This window comes from SAR324 cluster bacterium (genome assembly GCA_015232315.1).
Lineage (GTDB): Bacteria > SAR324 > SAR324 > SAR324 > NAC60-12 > JADFZZ01.
Genome location: JADFZZ010000022.1, coordinates 68,170 through 86,504, shown reverse-complemented (window position 1 = coordinate 86,504; position 18,335 = coordinate 68,170). Strand labels below are relative to the sequence as shown.

The following is an 18,335-nucleotide window of genomic DNA, read 5'->3' as shown; positions in this document are numbered from 1 at the left end:
CCGTAGGAGTCTGGCCCGTGTCTCAGTGCCAGTGTGGCGGATCATCCTCTCAGACCCGCTACCCATCGTCGCCTTGGTAGGCCTTTACCCCACCAACTAGCTAATGGGACGCAGACCCATCCCCAAACAATAAATCTTTCAACCAAAAATCACTCAATCTTCGGTTTTATCCGGTATTAGCTCTCCTTTCGGAGAGTTATCCCAGATTTGAGGGCAGGTTATCTACGCGTTACTCACCCGTGCGCCACTTTCCATTTCCCCGAAGGAAAACTTCACGTTCGACTTGCATGTGTTAGGCATGCCGCCAGCGTTCGTTCTGAGCCAGGATCAAACTCTCATGTTCCTTAACTCTTCTTTACTTTCTCTAAACTCATTGGCCTTGTTAAAGACCCTCACGCTTCTTCTCTTTTCCTCTGTCAAAGATCACTAATTTGCGTTCGCAATCAGCGAATCCAGAACTTATACGTAACTCGAAAAATAGAGTCAATCATTTTTTTAATAAATTTAATTTAAATTATTATTTTCCGCATTTATCGTTGAATTAACAGATTATTTATTTTCATAAATAAAGCGATTACGGAAAAGACATGAAGGGAATCCATGCATATGTAGCACCTCCACGCTGCCACCAATATTTTTTTGGCCTGAAATCAACCTGAATTGGTTTTCCTGTTAACTGGTCTGTTGTTTCTACAAATATCTCATTCACTTTAAATATCTGCCGTTTTGAATATACGGGATGAGGTTCTTCAGTACCTTGCCACAAACTTTCCTGATTATTCAACACCTTGAATAAGCGATCCTGGCTTAAGCGAATTCGATTGGCATCGGATTCCATTTGAATAGGATCCATGCTGGACCATTCGTCACAATGACGTGTCAATAATGAGTTATTGCCCTTAAAATTGATGCCTGTCATTTTTCGGTTGATGGATTCCATCGTTAAACCTTCATCTTCCATTAATTTTCTAAGTTCCTGCTCAGATGCATCAGGCATCGCTTCTCCCAGAATTCCAAGAACCGTTTGCCGACATGCTTCAGTTCGTTTCTTAGGTTCTGATCGATAGGCATTCAATATTTTTTCAAAATTTGAAACCAGATTCACAATATTTTTCTTTTCAACGAGAACCATTTCCTCCATTTGAGGAATATTGTTCTGATAATTTTCGAGATATCCCTTGCGAAATAGTTGAGAACGATTTTTTGAAACCAACTTCCACTGTTGTTCCACCATTTCATTGAGTTGAGCAGGATCTGTTATTCCTTTTTGTTTCAAGGCATCCTCGATTTCCTGTTTCAGCCATTTTTCAAGAATTTCAGAGAGTTTCACTCCATATAAAGTGCTATCATCCGTTCCAGTGTCAGGTTTGTTTTTGACGGATTTCTTGGCAACTATGTCACTGGCACCCTGCTGTTTTGCAGTCACTACGGCAGACAACTGAATGATAGCATCCAGTGCTTCTCGCATATATTGCTTAATCGCATCTTCCAATTTTTTCTGATACGCTGTTGATGTAGGATCCTCGCCCTCTGCTTTGGGAATAAATACTACTTTTCGATCAATCTGGTTATTATCTTTTAGAAGATCTCTCATCTGATCATAAAATGTTTGTAATGTTGGCACCTTGGGCAACGTACTCAAATCTGTTACAGAAGAATGTGTAGCGACCTGAATAGGAAAAAACAATGACCGATATTGCTTCAAGGCTTCCGCAACAGCTTCATGCGAATTCCGATTTTTTTCTCTTACAGAGACTTCTTCCAAATGACTGCCATGATCTCCGATAACAATCACACCCAACAACTGATCCTTTATTTGCTGTTGAGAAATACTCCGCTCAATTCCCTGGTATACCGCCTCCAGAAAAGATTTGTCGTCAGGACTGCTTCGCGCAAACGAAGTATCTTTAGAGATTTGGTCAATATACCGCTCCATAGTGACAGCATCGGTAAATCGCTTTAATTCAAATATTCCTTTTCCATCTGCGATATCACGATAAACACCTAACGAAAATTTCACATCATATTGTGCAACCCGCTGATTTCTTGTAAATTTTGAGATTGCCCTTGCAATAGGAGGAAAAGCAAACTCCATACTTTTTGTCGCATCAACAACAATCAAAATCTGCAACCCTTTGAGCTTCTCCTGCACATTTTTGAGGGCGTTAGACGCAACATCATAATCTCCAGCCGCAACGACATCGCCATCTTCTGTATGAATTTCTCCCACATAATAGACTTCATAATAATTTTTTTTGTCTGATTTGGAAATCACAGGAAAACGAAAACTGTTAAAGTCTGTTTTATATTTAAAATCCTCAGTCCCAATGACTTCTTTTTCATTCTTGTCTTTTAATCCATCTAGGGTTTGATAAATTTTTACAGGCTGCCGTTTATCACGATTTAATTCATCAAATTGTATGGCTTCTCTAGTTCGCCAGGCTGTGGTTCTTGCCCTTGGAACCCATCCCAATATTGTATCTTTGGCGAGTAACGGCTTAGAAATACCAACACTGTTCCCAATCAATAAAAAATTTTTTGTTTCGGCATAGACCATATAGAAATCAAAAATCCCCAATTCCGCCTCAATTTTTGCATTTTCCCTGGGTGAGAATCGAATCGGAATTTTATCAAGCTTTTCGTCTTTCTGGTGTTGAACGGGGTTATTACTCAACACAACTTTTTTAATAATATCAGTTTCTTCATCCTTGAGCGCTGTCCGATTCAGGAGCAAATCCTCCTGTTCCATCCACCCCATGAGTTTGTATTGTTTACCAGGATCATCCTCAGCACCATCATACCAATATACCTGCAAGCGGCCCTTATGTTCCTTTGTCACGCAAGGGCGACATGTCCATAGCGTTTCCATGAAAGGCAGTTTCTTTTCTTCTTTTGACCCAGTAGATTCTTGATACACCGGTGTATTATCCTGCAATACCAGAACAGGTGTATTATAGTCAGCATTCTGCGCCCAAACAGACGTTCCAGAAAAAATAACTAAAAAAATTATTACTAAAGGCATGTTTTCCTCCCCTCATGTAGAATTTTAGTATTGTTGAGTTAAATCAATCAATTTAGTTTTATATTGTTCCAATTGATTTTCTGTGTTGATAACCTCATGAATCATTTCCCATGAATGATTCGAATCAGAAATATCACGAAATTCATCGATCCATTTGATGGTATCATTTTTTTGAGAACCGGGAGCTGCCTCAATGATAATCCACCTTATATCCCTGTGTTTATTTTGTCCCATTAAAGTTCTTTTTAATTTTTTAATTGCCTGATTGCTACTATGCAATGCTGGGTCTCTAAATATGAACGTGATCAATTCCAAGGGTTGCTCACCCTCCATATTATAGAGATTCTCAGACAACTGTTCCAAAAAATCCGCTGTTAAGTTCGTACTGTATCCCGGCGGTTTATTCAATAGCCTTGTAGCATAATCTTTATGAGGTGGAACAAAAACCATCCTTTTTTCAGCAATGTCAGGTGCCGCGGAAAAAACTTCATCTGCTTTTTCATAGTGATATGTCAAAACTAAAGAATCCAGTCGACCGATAACAGTTCCCACCAACGAACTTTCGTCAACAGACGCATCAAGTGCGGATGTAAGTTCTGTAAAAATTCGTCTTAAAATATGGTACCATTTTTCTGTCCCATCGCTGGTTTCCCGTTCCCATTCTCCCGTATTATTTACCGCAATCCATAACACCCGGTTTTTATGATTATGATATTGAGGTACGAGCGGCGACACTCCCGGCACCAGATTCACAGTTCCCGGCAAAGATGGATATGCCTTTCGCATTGACACGCGACAATCAAGATCCACCGATCCCAACGCATTTTTCTGATATTTATATATCGGAATCATTGATTGTCCACCTGAGGATAAAGAACAAGTCTGTCCAATCATTCCATAACCGGCTTGATTCAGTTTCTGTTTCAACGCATCACAGTCGACAGCAGGCAGACTTTCTTTTGTAACGGCATCAAAATGATTGATGGATACGTAGGTAACTGGAAAGGCTTTAACCTTATAGGAAGAGTACTGGTCATTTTCGAGAAGTACTGATGATGAATCGAGAGGTATATGAAGCTCTTTCACGGAAGCCGCGAATTCCGGTAAATTTTTGAATAATAACTGTTTGACCAAGACATTACTGAAGGCATTTTCAACTTTCACGACACGCTGTGGATTGAGTTGTTTGATGCAATCAACACCTGTCAGCATCAATTTCAACTGATCGTTGTTTTTAACAGCATAGCAGGTGGTTTTTGAAACGCTTTGATCAGGTTGAATATCAAAATGTACTTCTGTAACTGAAGGATCTGTAACAAATTCAGGATGATTCCACTGACTCATGGATAATCTTAAATTCAGCTTATCAGATGGACGTTTAAGACTGATCGCTTCATTAGTGATACATCCCTGTGGTCCATCACTAAACAGAATGGAGCCTAAAGTGCCCTCAATTTTCCATTGTTTGCATGGAATTGGATGCGTTGAATCAAAGTCATGCAAAATACGATATTTTTGCGTTGCCACAGCCTGAAACCCGATTTTTTTCTCAAAGGGGCCCGAATCATTAGCCAAATAAGTCAACTCGTTCTCTTTGATTTCATAAAGTTCCTCAGATTTTCCCCCCAAAAACACACGGACGTTTTGTTTTTCCAGGAAAGCTTCAGGAAGATAGTATACATCAGTACGCATTGAGGAAGGGACTGGCGATTTCAAGGGCCCATCCTTGCCAACCTGATACTTTAGATCTTTAAGTAATAAATCAGGAGTCAATGCGTTCTGATTGGTTAACACAAGTTTGGCAATTGGTTGAAACAGTTTCCTGCATGCACCTGTTCTTAAATCGATCCTGATTTGATGCTTCGAAATATTAAACAACGCACTGCATTGCGTGTCCGTATCTTTGGAAAACAACGAAACACGTCCAGAGGGCTTCAAATAATCACCCCCCGGGAGATTGAGTTGTATTTGCTGAGTCAACACATCATTCAACAGTAGTTTTGGTATTCTTAAAACACAGGAAGTCCCATCTTTATAAAAGTTTGAATCCCTGCCGCTGATACTCAAAATCGTGGAACAATCTTCTTTCTGATCTGAAATATCTGTCAATAAATCGACAGGAATCACAGTGGCAGCTTCACAAATATAAGATCCCTCCCCTTTGATCACTGGTATTCCCGGCTGGCGATTGCATTCCTCCATGCGCTGTTTCACTTCAATGAAAAATCGATATTTGGGATCCAGATATTTATCAGGAAAAGACACATGCGTTGTCCCGCCATCCGGCAGAAACTCTCGAGGCTTAGGCCCCCCCTCGATCCTTAAAAAGGTCGCATTGTTCGGAATCTCTATCAATTCATCATAAATAACCTGAGCATGGATTCCCTGTTCCATGGATTCCACTTCAACCTTGAAGGATGTTGAATAATAAGGATCCGCAATTTTCCTCAAAAAACTGAGCAACAACGGATTTTCTTCAGAAAATTTTTCTCCGTCTTTAGAAAATTGTGATAAAAACTTCACATCATCAAAGCACTGTGTTTGATACTCCTGAATCTTGTCTTTAATTGAGGTGTATTTGAGGACAAAACTGGAGGAAGGAGCATATTTAAGATTGGCATCCAGATACGCAATGGTCTGATTGTTTTTTTTATCACGAACTTCCGGCACCATTTTCAGTTCTTTAGAAGATGTACCGCGAATGGGAATTAAGCATATTTCCACAGGAAGTTCACAAACATATTCCTGATTTGAAACCTGTCTCAACTGACAGGGCTGTTCCTTGCCAATAAAAGCAGTCTGTATTTCATAACTCAAGGGAAACAAGACGACAGATTCACTCACGGAAAACAAGCGGTCACCAATCGTCTTAATCGCTGGCAGACCTTCTGATGATGCTTTTTTCCTGACACTAAGCCCCTGAATATTGCCTGACAGACGAATTTGGATATCCTTATAATCCTGAAAAATCACATCAATCTGAAACTGTTCGTTTTTTTGCGTAATATCATCAATGACAGGCTTCTGGAGGAGTCCTTTTCTCAGAGCATAGACCCCTATAATCTGTTCCAGATGTCCTTCAAAAAAATTTTTCTGGGTGAACGACCGGGGTTCAATGCCCAATTCATTTTCACAAATTGTCTCCTCAGGCGATGAAATCTGTGTTGAATCAGGAAATCTAGACAGGATACGTTCTGCAAGATTCAGAATTTTGCCATCACCCCACTTGAGAAAAGTAGAAAATTCAATCTGATGCGGTTCTGTAGCTTTAGCCTGAAAGCAAACCACTCCATCGACCGCAATATTATTCAAAAACAGGCTTGGGGCGGCACACCCTCCAAGAATAAATCCCGCCAACACCACCCAGATCCAACGTTTCATGAAAGACTCCCCATTTTTAATAATTGCTGTTTTATTTTATTTGTCCTGTAACAAATCCTTTCTGGTGTGTCGAGGAGAGACTTTATTTTTATTCAATATTTTTTCACATGAACGACAAAATTTTATTTGGAATCGGGATTCTCAGTCATTTATGAGCAAATAATAGTAAAACGACGCATGCAACAATAACAAACCATGTCTGACATAAACCCATTCTCCGTATTATCTACAAATTTAGTTATAGGACGAATTGATATTGAATCCGCATTGATCTGAAACGAACAGCATCCAGGTATTGGTGTGAGGCTTGACTCATCTTAATGGGTGGGCTATTTTGTGCGCCTTGATAATTACTAGGAATTTTCATTTCTTTTTAAGAGGATTATGGAACTGACACATGAAGAAATTAGCCGTTACAGCCGACATTTACGATTGCCCCAGGTCGGCATTCAGGGACAAATCAAACTCAAATCATCCCGGGTTCTGATTGTAGGAGCCGGTGGTTTGGGCTGTCCTATCGGATTGTATCTCGGTGCGGCTGGTGTGGGGACGATCGGAATTGTTGACTTTGATGTAGTGGATCTTTCAAATCTTCAGCGCCAGATTGCCTACACTGTAGATGATATTGGTAAGCCCAAGGTGGAACAACTCAAACGAACCATTCAGGCCGCTAATCCCACCATAAAAGTGGAAGTCTATAATCACGGCATTACCAATGACAACGCCATTGAATTGTTTTCCCAATATGACATCATTGTCGATGGTTCAGACAACTTCAACACACGCTATCTGGTGAACGATGCCGCTTATCTGGCCAAAAAACCACTGATTTATGGATCCATTTATCAGTTTCAGGGGCAAATGACTGTATTTGATCCTCACAATGGAAGTCCCTGTTATCGCTGCCTTTACAGCAATCCGCCACCCAAAGCGCTGGTTCCCAATTGTGCCGAAGGTGGTGTGTTGGGACTGCTCCCTGGAATTGTCGGGTTGGTTCAGGCTACTGAAACGGTCAAATCACTGATTGGAATCGGAAAAACACTGGCCAGTAGATTGCTCATTTTTGATGCGTTGCGCATGACCTTCAAGGATGTGAAAATCCAAAAAGATCCTGACTGTGCCCTGTGTAGTGCCAAGGCGACCATTCATGAACTTCAGGATTATGAAACGTTCTGTAATGTCCACCTGCCAGGTTTTGATGAGGAAGAAGACAAAGCTTTCGATGAAGCGGCACATACCATTACCGCTCCGGAGTTGGAAGAAATGATCAATGATGGTGAGGAAATAGTGCTGCTTGATGTGCGTGAACCCAGTGAATGGGAAATCTGCCATATCGAAAACGCAAAGCTGTTGCCCCTCTCTCAGATTGACCAGGAAGTTTCCAATCTGGACAAAGATACGCTGACCATTGCATACTGTCATGTGGGTGAGCGATCGCTGGAAGCCTTGAAGAAATTGGTCCGACATGGATTTACCAAGGCGAAACACCTGGGTGGTGGCATTGAACAATGGGCGGATATTGTGGACCCCTCCATGCCCAAATATTAAGCCCCATCCCAAAAACACGGAAGCGGATTCTGCCGCTTCCCTGCCCCTGTTTTGTCAGTCCCTTCGCTGAAGGTTACAAAGCCCTTGAAAAGGTGATCAGTCTGATTCCGGGCGCGCAGGGATGTAGACCTGAAAAATAGCGCCACCATTAGCGGACGGACGGTAATCCAGAATGCCGCCATGTTCATGAACAATCCTGAAGGAAATTGACAGTCCGAGACCTTTTCCTTTCAGTTTTGTGGTGAATAGCGGTTTGAACAACTGCTGACGATTTTCGGGTGAAATACCTGATCCAGAGTCTTCAATCTCAATCAAATAATATTTAAGGCGAGGATTGAGATTTTTCTCCGCCACCTGCCAACCCCGGCAGTAACAGGATCGAATGGTGATATCACTTTCATCGGGAGAAGCCTGAACCGCATTGCGGATGAGATTTAAAAAGACCTGATGCAATTTATCACGATCCGCGACAATATCCGGCAATGAGGGGTCAAACTCCCGATGAAAGCGCACTTTTTTCTGAGACGCGCCCATTTCAAACCATAATACGGTATGCAGCAGTTCATGAATATTGAACGTGCTGTAATCCAGTGACATGGGCTGGGAATACAACGATAATTGCTTCAACAAACGTTCGATCCGCCCCAATTCGTGCAAAATCATTTCAGTGGAATCTGTCGAAATTTCATGCTGCTGCAAATCACGTTGCAACAACTGCGTGACACCTTTGATTCCACCCAGTGGATTCTTTATTTCATGTGCAATGGATGCGGTAAACAGGCCGATTGAATTTAAAATTGCCTGCTCCTGCTCTTTTGCTCTGACCTGTGCAAGATGGGTTTGATCAGAAATTGTGATTACCGCTTGATCAATCGCGTGATTTTTATCAACAATCGGGCTGATGGTCAATTCCGTGATTCTCGGACGAATGCTCGCATGGATTGTGTAATCTGTAAAATGTACATTATGTCCGGCTTTGAAGACCTGTTCTACATGCCGTGGAATAAATTCATCCTGAGGAAAAAGTTTTTTCAGTTTTTGTTTGATAATTTTATTCTGAGGGATATTCCAGAAACGGACAGCCGCTTCATTGCACAAAACGACCTGCAAATTCCGGTTGACCAGGAGAATTGCCTGCTCCAGATGATTAAACACAGTTGTTTCATTCCTCCCATCAGGAGAATACTGTGCCGAAAAGTCTTCCACTTGTTTCCTTATTGACATCGGATTCATTCATACAGGTTAAAATTAAATATTTTCGTGGCACAAACTACCGTTCATCAGAAACAAAAACAAGATTTTCATCTGTGCGGACAACTCATTATTGCTGAAAAGATATGATGCCTTCAAATAATATTCGCTTCAAAAAACAATCTTCCATGTTTCAGTCTATCAACCTGGAACAGCACAACGTCATTGAGGCCTCCGCCGGAACAGGCAAAACCTTCACCATTGAAGAACTGGTGATGGAACTTATTCTGGAAAAAAACATTTCCCTGCGTTCGATTCTGATGGTCACTTACACGGAAAAAGCCACCAATGAATTGCGAGAGCGCATCCGCACACGCCTGACCATCATGCTGGAAACCGCGGAAGGCTTGAGACCGCCGCCAAACAATGTTTCAGACAGTGATCCCTTCTGGGAAATTGACACCCTCCGCAAAGGCAGGCTGGCTCAGGCGTTGCTGGATTTTGATTCCGTCCCCATTTACACCATCCACGGATTCTGCAATCGGATCCTGCGGGAATTTGCTTTTGAAAACAGACAACTCTTTGAAAAAGAACACACCTCCAATCAGTTTCTGTTTCCTGATCTGTTCAAAAAATACTTACGACAATCGGTTCTCTCCCATCTTCAAAAATACCAACCATTTCTGATCTGGACCCGGAACACTCAAAAAAATGTGGTAGATTTACTACAAAAAGAGTTGTCCCAATTGCTCATGCAAGATGGGAAATTTATCCCGGAATTGCCCGATTTTGATCAACTCGTACACCAGATCTCCCCCTCGTTGCTGCGATGGCGTTTTCTCGATCAGCAGTTTAAAACCACTGCCACAGGCAAACATCCTGTTCTGGAGTTTTATGAAGGACTGGACCTCAATGGCACCCAAAAAAAAGGCGTGTTGTCCACTATTTCGTCTATTTGCAAAGCGCTGGAAGATTTTGAGCAGCATAAACAGGAATCTCTGCTGATATTCGGTTTGATTGCGATAAACTGGAACCACCTGTTCAATCCACCGCTCAACAAAAAACAGGTTTTCCAGCTCGAAACCTCACCCGAACCAATTCGCCATTGGCTTGAACAGGCATCTGCCATTGTTCGTATGTTGCCTGAAATCAAAAACGATCAAGACCAGAAAATTGAAGATGAAACCTGGATGAAAGCCTGGGTGATGCAGTGCATGCTCCCTGAAATAAGGTCTGCTCTTGATCTTTACAAAACAGAAAACGGTTTATTTGATTTTGATGATATGCTCAGGCTGGTGTTTCAAAATCTGGCTAACAGCGATGGTACCGATTCGCCTCTGACGGTTTCCATTCGTGAGCAATACCGTTATGCCATCATTGATGAATTTCAGGATACCGACCACATCCAGTGGTCCATCTTCAAACGATTGTTTTTTGACAAAGCTGACTCAGGCCTGGCCGAAACACAGCATCACCTTATTTTAATCGGCGATCCCAAGCAGGCTATTTACGGATTCCGTGGTGCGGATGTGTTCACTTATCTTCAGGCCTGTCAGCGTATTCTCGGCAATCAACCACCACTGATGCTGGACCAGAATTTCAGATCAACGCCAGCCATGATCGAAGGCGTTAACCAGATTTTTTCTCACTCAACCCTCTTCACTTATAATCCGCACATCCAGTTTTCACCCGTCCATTGTGGAAATCCCGGCCGCACAGTGCAGGGATCCGCCATTGAACGAGGTTCCATTCATCTGTTTTCCATCGAACCGCTCCTTCAAATCACCCGGTCCTGGCTGGAAAAACAACAAACCGCGGCCAAACCTGTACTCCCGCAGGAAATATTGGAAAAACTACGCCTACTGGTCAACAAGCGCGTCACGGGCTGGACAACGATCAGGGAAAAACTGCAAGAAGTGCTTGGCGCAACGTCACAAGAAGCAATTTCGATTATTTATGAAAAATGCCTGATCACTGAAGTGGATATTCCCCGACAAACCTTTGCACGGGCAATTGCCACAGAGATCCAGCAACTGCTTAAACATCCACTGACATTTTGTGAAGAGGGAAAACCTCCTGTGACGCTACAGGAAAAAGATATCTGTGTGCTGTTCCGCTCCAAAGCAGAAGGAGAACTCCTGGCAAGATACCTCAGAGACGCGGGAATCTCTTTTGCGTTTTATAAACAAAAAGGCTTGTTTCAAACCCGTGAAGCCAGAGATCTGGTCCATCTGCTTCAAGCCATTGAACACCCCGAAGACGCCTCAAAACGCGGAAAACTATGGCTCACCCGTTTTTTTTCCATTCCGCTGACCGAACTGGATTCTTTTTTCGGATCCAACACTGAAAATCAGCATATTCAGGAACTGAAAAACTGGCATCGTCTGGCCATGGAACGGGAATACAAAAGATTATTTGAAAAAGTGTTCCGTTATTCCGAAATACTTCCCAGAGAGTTGTTTCTCACAGGACAGGAACGAGACGTGACCAATTTTGTGCATCTGAGCGAAATTCTGGTCAAACATGCCACACAAAAACAACTAAACCTCTCAGAATTGATCCTGCTGATGATTTCATTCACCGAAGAAAACGCGGATCCCGGACAGGATGAAAACCTGCTCCGACTGGAAAGCGACCGTAACGCGGTACAACTCATGACCATGCATGCGTCCAAAGGCCTGGAATTTCCTGTCGTATTTGTTTTCGGAGGATTCAGCGCACCGCCAAATTCATCCTGGTTCCGTTACCATGATGAACACCAACAATGGGTGATTGATTTGTTCAAACTCGACAAGGATCGCAACGAACAGGAGCAACAACAGGAAAATCAGAGACTGTTGTATGTCGCGTTGACCCGTGCCAAAGCCCGTCTCTACCTGTGGCATGTCCCGCAACATCCCAACGGGAAAAAAAGAATCTATAATATTTCACCACAGGGAACGTATGCCGCGTTGATGGATAGCCTGGATGCCATCATTGATAATCCACAGGAACGAACCGATATTTTCAGCGTTTCCCGGATTGCCCCCACGGATTCAGAACAGTCGCCATTAGCACAATCGCCCCATCAAATCAGTGATAAGGGTCTGGACTCTGATCTGGCACGGTTGCCATCGGTCCATAAAATCAACAGTGAACTCGAACACTTCCGGCAAAAACGAAAAGGCTTCGTGGTGACGTCCTACAGCAAAATGAAACGGGAACAACAACAGACAGAAAGTGTGGAACCTGTCGTGAATCAGGAAAAAAGCATGCTTGAACCGCCACGGGAGCATGATGAAACCACTATGAATGTGGCCCCTGGCATCAAGGAAAAAGATCTTCCGGGAGGCGCAAACACCGGAAATTTTCTGCATGAATTGCTGGAGCGTGTATTTTTTCCGTCGCTGGAAAACAGCATTACCCCCGAAGGATGGCTTGAACGTCCCAAGACACGCTTGTTGTTTGAAGAACTGATCCGGAAATACGGAATTTCCGCGGAATTTATCAACCAGAGCGCAAGCCTTGTCTGGCATACCTTGATGAATCCCGTCACGATCCACGACAAATCTTTCCTGTTATCTGAATGTGACCGTCACTTGCGAGAAATGAAATTTTACTATCCCATTCCTGAACCCCTGCATCGCTGGTGTCTTTCAAAACCGGATGTTGAATCCGGAGACTCAGGCTGGACCATTCGTCATGGATTTCTGAATGGTTCCATTGATTTTATTTTCGAACAGGACGGCAAAGTTTATTTCGTGGACTGGAAAAGCGACCGTCTGCATGATTACAGCACTGAATTTCTGGAACAGGCTGTGCACAGTCACTATGACATTCAGATGAAAATCTACACACTGGCGGTATTGCGCTGGTTGAAAATTCAGACTGAAGCGGATTTCAACGATCGGTTTGGTGGTTTGATGTATTTATTTTTGAGAGGCACTCCCAAACAACAGGGCGTGTATTTTTTTCAACCGCAATGGAAAGATGTCTTGCTGTATGAACAAGCATTGATGAAAGAATAAGCCGTCAGACAACCCGCTTAATGCGGGGCTTTGGTAGGCGGGGATTATAGGCCCTGTTTTTCTGGGCGTTGAGTTTGCCGGACACGTAGTTCCGGCCTGCCATCAAAATGACCGGATGGTTTGGATAGTTAATTCACTGCTGACAGGATTCTCTCCATATTGACTGAGCGTGTCACCTTGTTGCCACTGTCCGGAAAGGGAATGCGTCCAGTTGGTTCCGGGCGTATAGATCGCCTGGATGATGAGGATTCGGCTATGGTCATCCAGATTATTGAGCAACGCGAATGAGGGATTAAAGTATAGCCAGTTGAACGGTTCTTTGATGCTGGCTTTGAGATAACCATAATTCCGGTTTGCAGACGGCAACAGCGATTGGCTGAATGAAGTCTGGTTCTGTGGCAGAGAATTATTTTTGTGAATCATCTGATATTGAGCGACACTCTCCTGAAACGTCATCCCCGACGAATTATGATACATTTCGACAATCCATGTCACATCCTGTTCTGTCAGATAACGCAAACCCAGCAGACTTTTTTCTCCGGTCTGATCAGGCTGTTGAAGATGAGCGTACTCTCCGTGCCACTCCAGACTGGAAGTGATGTTAGACGCGAAATCAATGCCCCATCCCTGTTGCTGTTGTTGCTCCCGGTTAACCCAATACAAATCCAGATCAGTCGCGCCGATGAGCGCGTAAAATTTTATGCCCCATATATTTTCATGGTTTTCCGTTTCCCGGTTATCCTGAGAAAGAACACCCGCATAATCTTCATTGATGTCGGAACGCACGGGCAGATAAATCAACGTGAGGGAGCTGTTTTGCATACCGACCGCCATGGCTCCGGTCATCAAAATTATTTGTGAAAGCCACAAGCCTTCCCGCTGTGCTTCAGGATCATCAGGAGATTTGGGGCGTTCGAGAAACGCCACAGGATTAAAGGCATAACCTGTTCCCCAGCGAATCAACTGTTTTCCCAGTGTCACACGGTGCGGTTCCGCTTGTGCCCATTCCCAATAACTTTCTCTCCAGAAAACCCGTTCCTGTGTCAATTCTTCCTGACTGGACTCAGCGTGCCAGGCTTCCCCGATCAAATACAGGCGTGACCATTCCCAATCCCAGCGGGATTCCAGAACCAGTTTCAATTCTCCTGTCTGCGCGTTCTCAGGAGTTCCCTCAAACTTAACGGGATACAAGGCCGTTTCTGGATTCAGGATTCTGGAAATCCCGGCCAGGCTGAGTTCGCCTTTCCATTCCCATGTTTTTTTAGTGAATTCCTCCATATCAAAACTGTAGGAATCCTGTTCCTGAGCACGGACTGTGGAAAGTAACAAAATCATGCTCAACCAGATCATGAGCATTTTCATCGTAGTGTCTCAATTTTATTCATGTAATCGGTGGTGAATACTTCCTGTGGAACTTCCCGGGCTTTCAACGAGGCAAAAACAATAGCGGATTTATAGCCTTTATACAGGGGACTGTCAGTTTCGATCACAGCGGGACGGCGGATGCCTCCGCCAAAATCCTTCACATCTTTGAAATATAGTGTTTTGAGCAACATCCCGGTGGCTGAAACAGCACGAATGATGAGGGGATATTTCAAATCAGGATCAATGACCATTTCCAGCCGATCATAGGCCGCAGAGGAAGTTTTCGCTTTCAGATTCAGTTGTAACAGTTTCGAGCCTCCCTCATTGGCTTCTGTCAGGGTTTGCATATCCAGGGCGTCATATTCCGCCTGATAATCCACACTGAGAATATCCGCGTTATTAAACACACCACCCGTCACAGACTGGAGTGATGTGATTCTTATCGGCTTGGCGACATTGGGAATATACAGCCACATGTTGTCGCCCACACGCAATGAACTGCGTCCTTTTTCAGACGCGGGAGACAAAAACAGCAGGGCCACCTTATCGGCCCCCTGCTTGAGCGCGAACAAAACAAATTCTTTTCTGCGTCCATCCGGTTCAATATTGATGAGCTTGCGATAGGATTCATAAGACACCGGGTTCATGCTCTCATCAATAGTTTTCAACCATTCTCCGGGAGTGGTCTGTGAATAGCCCGCAAGCGGGAAAATAAGGCACAGAATCAGCGTGAGCGTTGTCCATAGTTTCATAGATACCTCCTGTTGAGTTTCAGCATTTCAGAAAAAGCCGTTAACATGCAATGGAAAATCATCCTCTTTCCCACAATCAATAATGCCGCAACGCCTCAATGGGTTCCAGACGAGAGGCTTTGAAAGCCGGTTGTAAACTGGCCAATGTTGAGACAACCACGACAATAATGAACGTCACGACTAACTGCTGAACAGGAATCGTCGGCAGAAGTGTTAACGGCTCCGGATTCGCCCCGAATTGAAAGCTGATGGGATTCCAGCGAAGCAGTTGAATGATCCCAACCGCAATGAGACTGCCGACGACTGAGCCTAAAACCCCCAGAAAAAAACCTTCTGTCAGAAACAATGCCCGAATTTTTCCGGGACTGGTTCCAATGGCGGCAATGGTTCCAATTTCACGAATGCGTTCATAGACAGCCATGAGCATCACGTTCATGATGGACACCAGCACAATAGCGATCAGAATTCCTTTAACAAACAGGGTCAGCACATCAATGATTTTGGCGATATTGGCAAACGGTGTGAGTTTGCTCCATGGATGGACTTCAAACAAGGGTTGCCCCGCCCCGTTTTTCAGGGATGACAGTTCCAGTCCCAATTTCCGGCTTATACTCTCGGCAAGATTAAGATTACTGAGACGAACACTGATTTCATTGGCCTCAGTCGTGTCTATCCGTAATAGTTGCCGGGCAGATTCCATATTCATGTAGCCGTCTTTTCCCCCCGGACCTGTCACAATGCCTAACACACCACTCACCGTGAAGTTCAGACCATTGACCGATCCATCCTTGTTAGTCGCCACAATGACCACAGGATCACCCCGTTTAACATTCAGACCTTTGGCCAAAAGTTCGGGAAGCCATATTTCTCCGGGTTGGAGGGATGGTTCAGCAATTTTGTTGTGATTTTCATCCAGCACCCGGTATTCCATCAAAGGCAGAGTTTTTAGTTCCTGCTGAGGATTGATTCCATTCAGACGAATGCCTGTTGTTTCCTGAAAATTACTGAGCATTCCGCTGAATTTGAGTCGTACCGAATAAGACAATGTTTCTGGATACTGTTTGACAAGGGTCTCCACTTGTTGAATCTCAACCGGTGACAGATTCAGGTTGAGCGGCGAGTTATCAATGGAGGCCACATAACCTGTCCTGTGAATCTGAAGATGCCCCAGCATGGCATCCGTGATTTGCCCGATCATCAATTGTTTGAAAGAATCAGCCAGAGAGACATACAACAGAACGGCCACCATCCCGATACTGATCAGAATAACGGTGAGCCAGGTTCGCCGACTGTAACGCAATAAATTCCGGTAAGCGATTTTAGCGATTTTCAACATGCGTCCTCCTTCGATCTTCACTGTGAATGAGTTGACCATCTTCCAGCGTATGCAAAATTTCAGCTTCTCCCACAATCTTGGGATCATGTGTGGAAAAAATAAATGTGGATTGAAACTGGTTTTTCATGGTTTTCATCAGGTCAATGATTTTATAAGCGGTGTCATGGTCCAGATTGGCAGTGGGTTCATCCGCAATCACCAGTCGTGGTCGGGTGATCAGTGCCCGTGCGATGGCAACCCGTTGTTTCTGGCCACCGGAAATCTGTTGGGGCAATTTATCTTTCTGGGACAATACGCCGACAGCATCCAGCAAGTCCAGAATCCTTTGCCGATGTTTTTTACCGTCTTCATTTTTGACCATCAACAAGGGGTATTCCACATTTTCATACACCGTCAATACGGGAATCAGGTTAAAATCCTGAAAAATAAAGCCGACGGTATCCCCCCGAAACCGGGCTCGCTGATTTTTATCAAGTCCATTGAGTTCCTGATCCGCAACACGGATTGAACCACTCGTAGGCTGATCGAGACAGCCAATGAGATTCAGAAGAGTCGATTTGCCGCTCCCGGATGGCCCAACCAGGGAAACAAACGTAGAAACGTCAATATTCAGACTGATGCTTTTCAAGGCGTTGATTGTTTCCTCACCCAGTTGATAGGTCTTGGAAACATTGTGGATTTCAATGAGTGCCATAATAATCTCCTCCAGTCAGAGCCTGGTTAGTTCCAGCAAACCCTGTGTGTCTAAAATTTGAATCTGTTTTCCACGCAACTGAATGATTTTCTGATGCTGAAGCTCAGTCAGTGTTCGTGAAAATGTTTCGGGAACAGTCCCGAGCATTCTGGACAGGTTGGCCTTGCTCATGGGCAACGTAAGCAGTTCGGACTGTTGCGCCTTAGTTTCACGCAACAAAAACAAAGCGATACGTTCAAAAGGAGAATGACCTGTCTGTTCAACAATACGGTGTGTCATCTCCTGAATGCGCAACGACATAATGCCCATGAGTTTCAGCGAAATTTCCGGATAACCACGCAAAACATCCAGTAAATCCTCGCGTTGAATCCGTCCCACAATACTTTTTTTGAGGGCAATGGTGGTCACCGCATAGGGCTTTTGCAGATAGGCAACCCCCATCGCAAACACCTCGCCAGTGGTCAGAATCCGTAAAAGGATTTCCTTGCCTTTGCTGGTGTATTGAACAGCTTTCACCTCCCCCTGAATCAGAAAATGCATACAGGCCGGAGTTTGTTCCTGCTGGAATAAAATGGCACCTTTGCGAAATTCAGAAACATGAATGATACGGGCCAACGCTTCAATTTCCTGACTGTTCAAAGCACTGAAAATGGTGGCTTTTTGTAGTGCCTGTTGTAATTTGTTTTCCATCCGGATAATCCTTATCTTGACAGGTTTGCAATATAGCCTGTTTATTCCTGAATAAAATTGACAGGCGTCAAGGTTGGCGTTTTAAAGTGGAATACGTTTGAACTGAAATACCTGGATTATAAAATATTGATACCAAATATGATTCTCAACTTTATACATTTCAACCTTTTTTGCAATTTAAGGCACATTTCAGGCATGGTTGTTTAATTTTCAGTTTGGCATGGTGGGATAGGTTGGGTAGAACGAAGTGAAACCCAACAAAACTCAATAGGTTTCGCTAAGGCTCTACCCATCCTACGCATCTTTTTTTGGAAAATTAAACGACCCTGCATCTCAGGCGCACAGAAAC

Annotated in this window: 10 protein-coding genes and 1 rRNA gene; 2 read left to right on the top strand and 9 right to left on the bottom strand. The window is 43.8% G+C overall.

All coding sequences use genetic code 11. From position 1 onward, the window contains the following. The 3 genes from HQM11_14310 to HQM11_14300 form a co-directional block, all read right to left on the bottom strand. Positions 1-343 (bottom strand): 16S ribosomal RNA (locus tag HQM11_14310); the annotation flags it as partial. 231 nt (positions 344-574) lie between these two features. Then, complete coding sequence (locus tag HQM11_14305) at positions 575-3,022, bottom strand: hypothetical protein (protein ID MBF0352202.1); 2,448 nt, start codon at positions 3,020-3,022, stop codon at positions 575-577. Between the two features lie 24 nt (positions 3,023-3,046). Then, positions 3,047-6,403: a hypothetical protein gene (locus HQM11_14300; GenBank protein MBF0352201.1), complete on the bottom strand. Its 3,357-nt coding sequence runs from the start codon at positions 6,401-6,403 to the stop codon at positions 3,047-3,049. Positions 6,404-6,787: 384 nt separating this feature from the next. On the opposite strand from HQM11_14300, the gene moeB reads away from it, so the two are divergent. Then, a complete protein-coding gene (moeB, locus tag HQM11_14295; protein ID MBF0352200.1) occupies positions 6,788-7,951 on the top strand; it encodes a molybdopterin-synthase adenylyltransferase MoeB in 1,164 nt (387 codons plus the stop codon). Positions 7,952-8,047: 96 nt separating this feature from the next. Here moeB and HQM11_14290 read toward each other — a convergent pair whose 3' ends face one another. Further along, on the bottom strand, positions 8,048-9,157 hold the full coding sequence (locus tag HQM11_14290) for a PAS domain-containing protein (GenBank protein ID MBF0352199.1): 1,110 nt from the start codon (positions 9,155-9,157) through the stop codon (positions 8,048-8,050). A 131-nt stretch (positions 9,158-9,288) separates the two neighbouring features. Between HQM11_14290 and HQM11_14285 the strand changes: the two genes are divergently transcribed. Then, positions 9,289-13,149 (top strand): UvrD-helicase domain-containing protein, encoded by a 3,861-nt coding sequence (locus HQM11_14285; protein ID MBF0352198.1) that lies wholly within the window; start codon positions 9,289-9,291, stop codon positions 13,147-13,149. Positions 13,150-13,251: 102 nt separating this feature from the next. Here HQM11_14285 and HQM11_14280 read toward each other — a convergent pair whose 3' ends face one another. The 5 genes from HQM11_14280 to HQM11_14260 form a co-directional block, all read right to left on the bottom strand. After that, complete coding sequence (locus HQM11_14280) at positions 13,252-14,511, bottom strand: hypothetical protein (GenBank protein ID MBF0352197.1); 1,260 nt, start codon at positions 14,509-14,511, stop codon at positions 13,252-13,254. Continuing rightward, entirely contained in the window at positions 14,508-15,266 is a 759-nt protein-coding gene (locus tag HQM11_14275) for an outer membrane lipoprotein-sorting protein (protein MBF0352196.1), read from the bottom strand. The genes HQM11_14280 and HQM11_14275 overlap by 4 nt, the downstream gene beginning before the upstream one ends. Before the next feature lie 76 nt (positions 15,267-15,342). Then, positions 15,343-16,602 carry an ABC transporter permease gene (locus HQM11_14270; GenBank protein ID MBF0352195.1) on the bottom strand — a complete coding sequence of 420 codons (1,260 nt, stop codon included), beginning with the start codon at positions 16,600-16,602 and terminating at the stop codon, positions 15,343-15,345. Beyond that, positions 16,586-17,296 carry an ABC transporter ATP-binding protein gene (locus HQM11_14265; GenBank protein ID MBF0352194.1) on the bottom strand — a complete coding sequence of 237 codons (711 nt, stop codon included), beginning with the start codon at positions 17,294-17,296 and terminating at the stop codon, positions 16,586-16,588. The genes HQM11_14270 and HQM11_14265 overlap by 17 nt, the downstream gene beginning before the upstream one ends. Before the next feature lie 15 nt (positions 17,297-17,311). Then, positions 17,312-17,986: a Crp/Fnr family transcriptional regulator gene (locus HQM11_14260; GenBank protein ID MBF0352193.1), complete on the bottom strand. Its 675-nt coding sequence runs from the start codon at positions 17,984-17,986 to the stop codon at positions 17,312-17,314. Between the last annotated feature and the right edge of the window lie 349 nt (positions 17,987-18,335).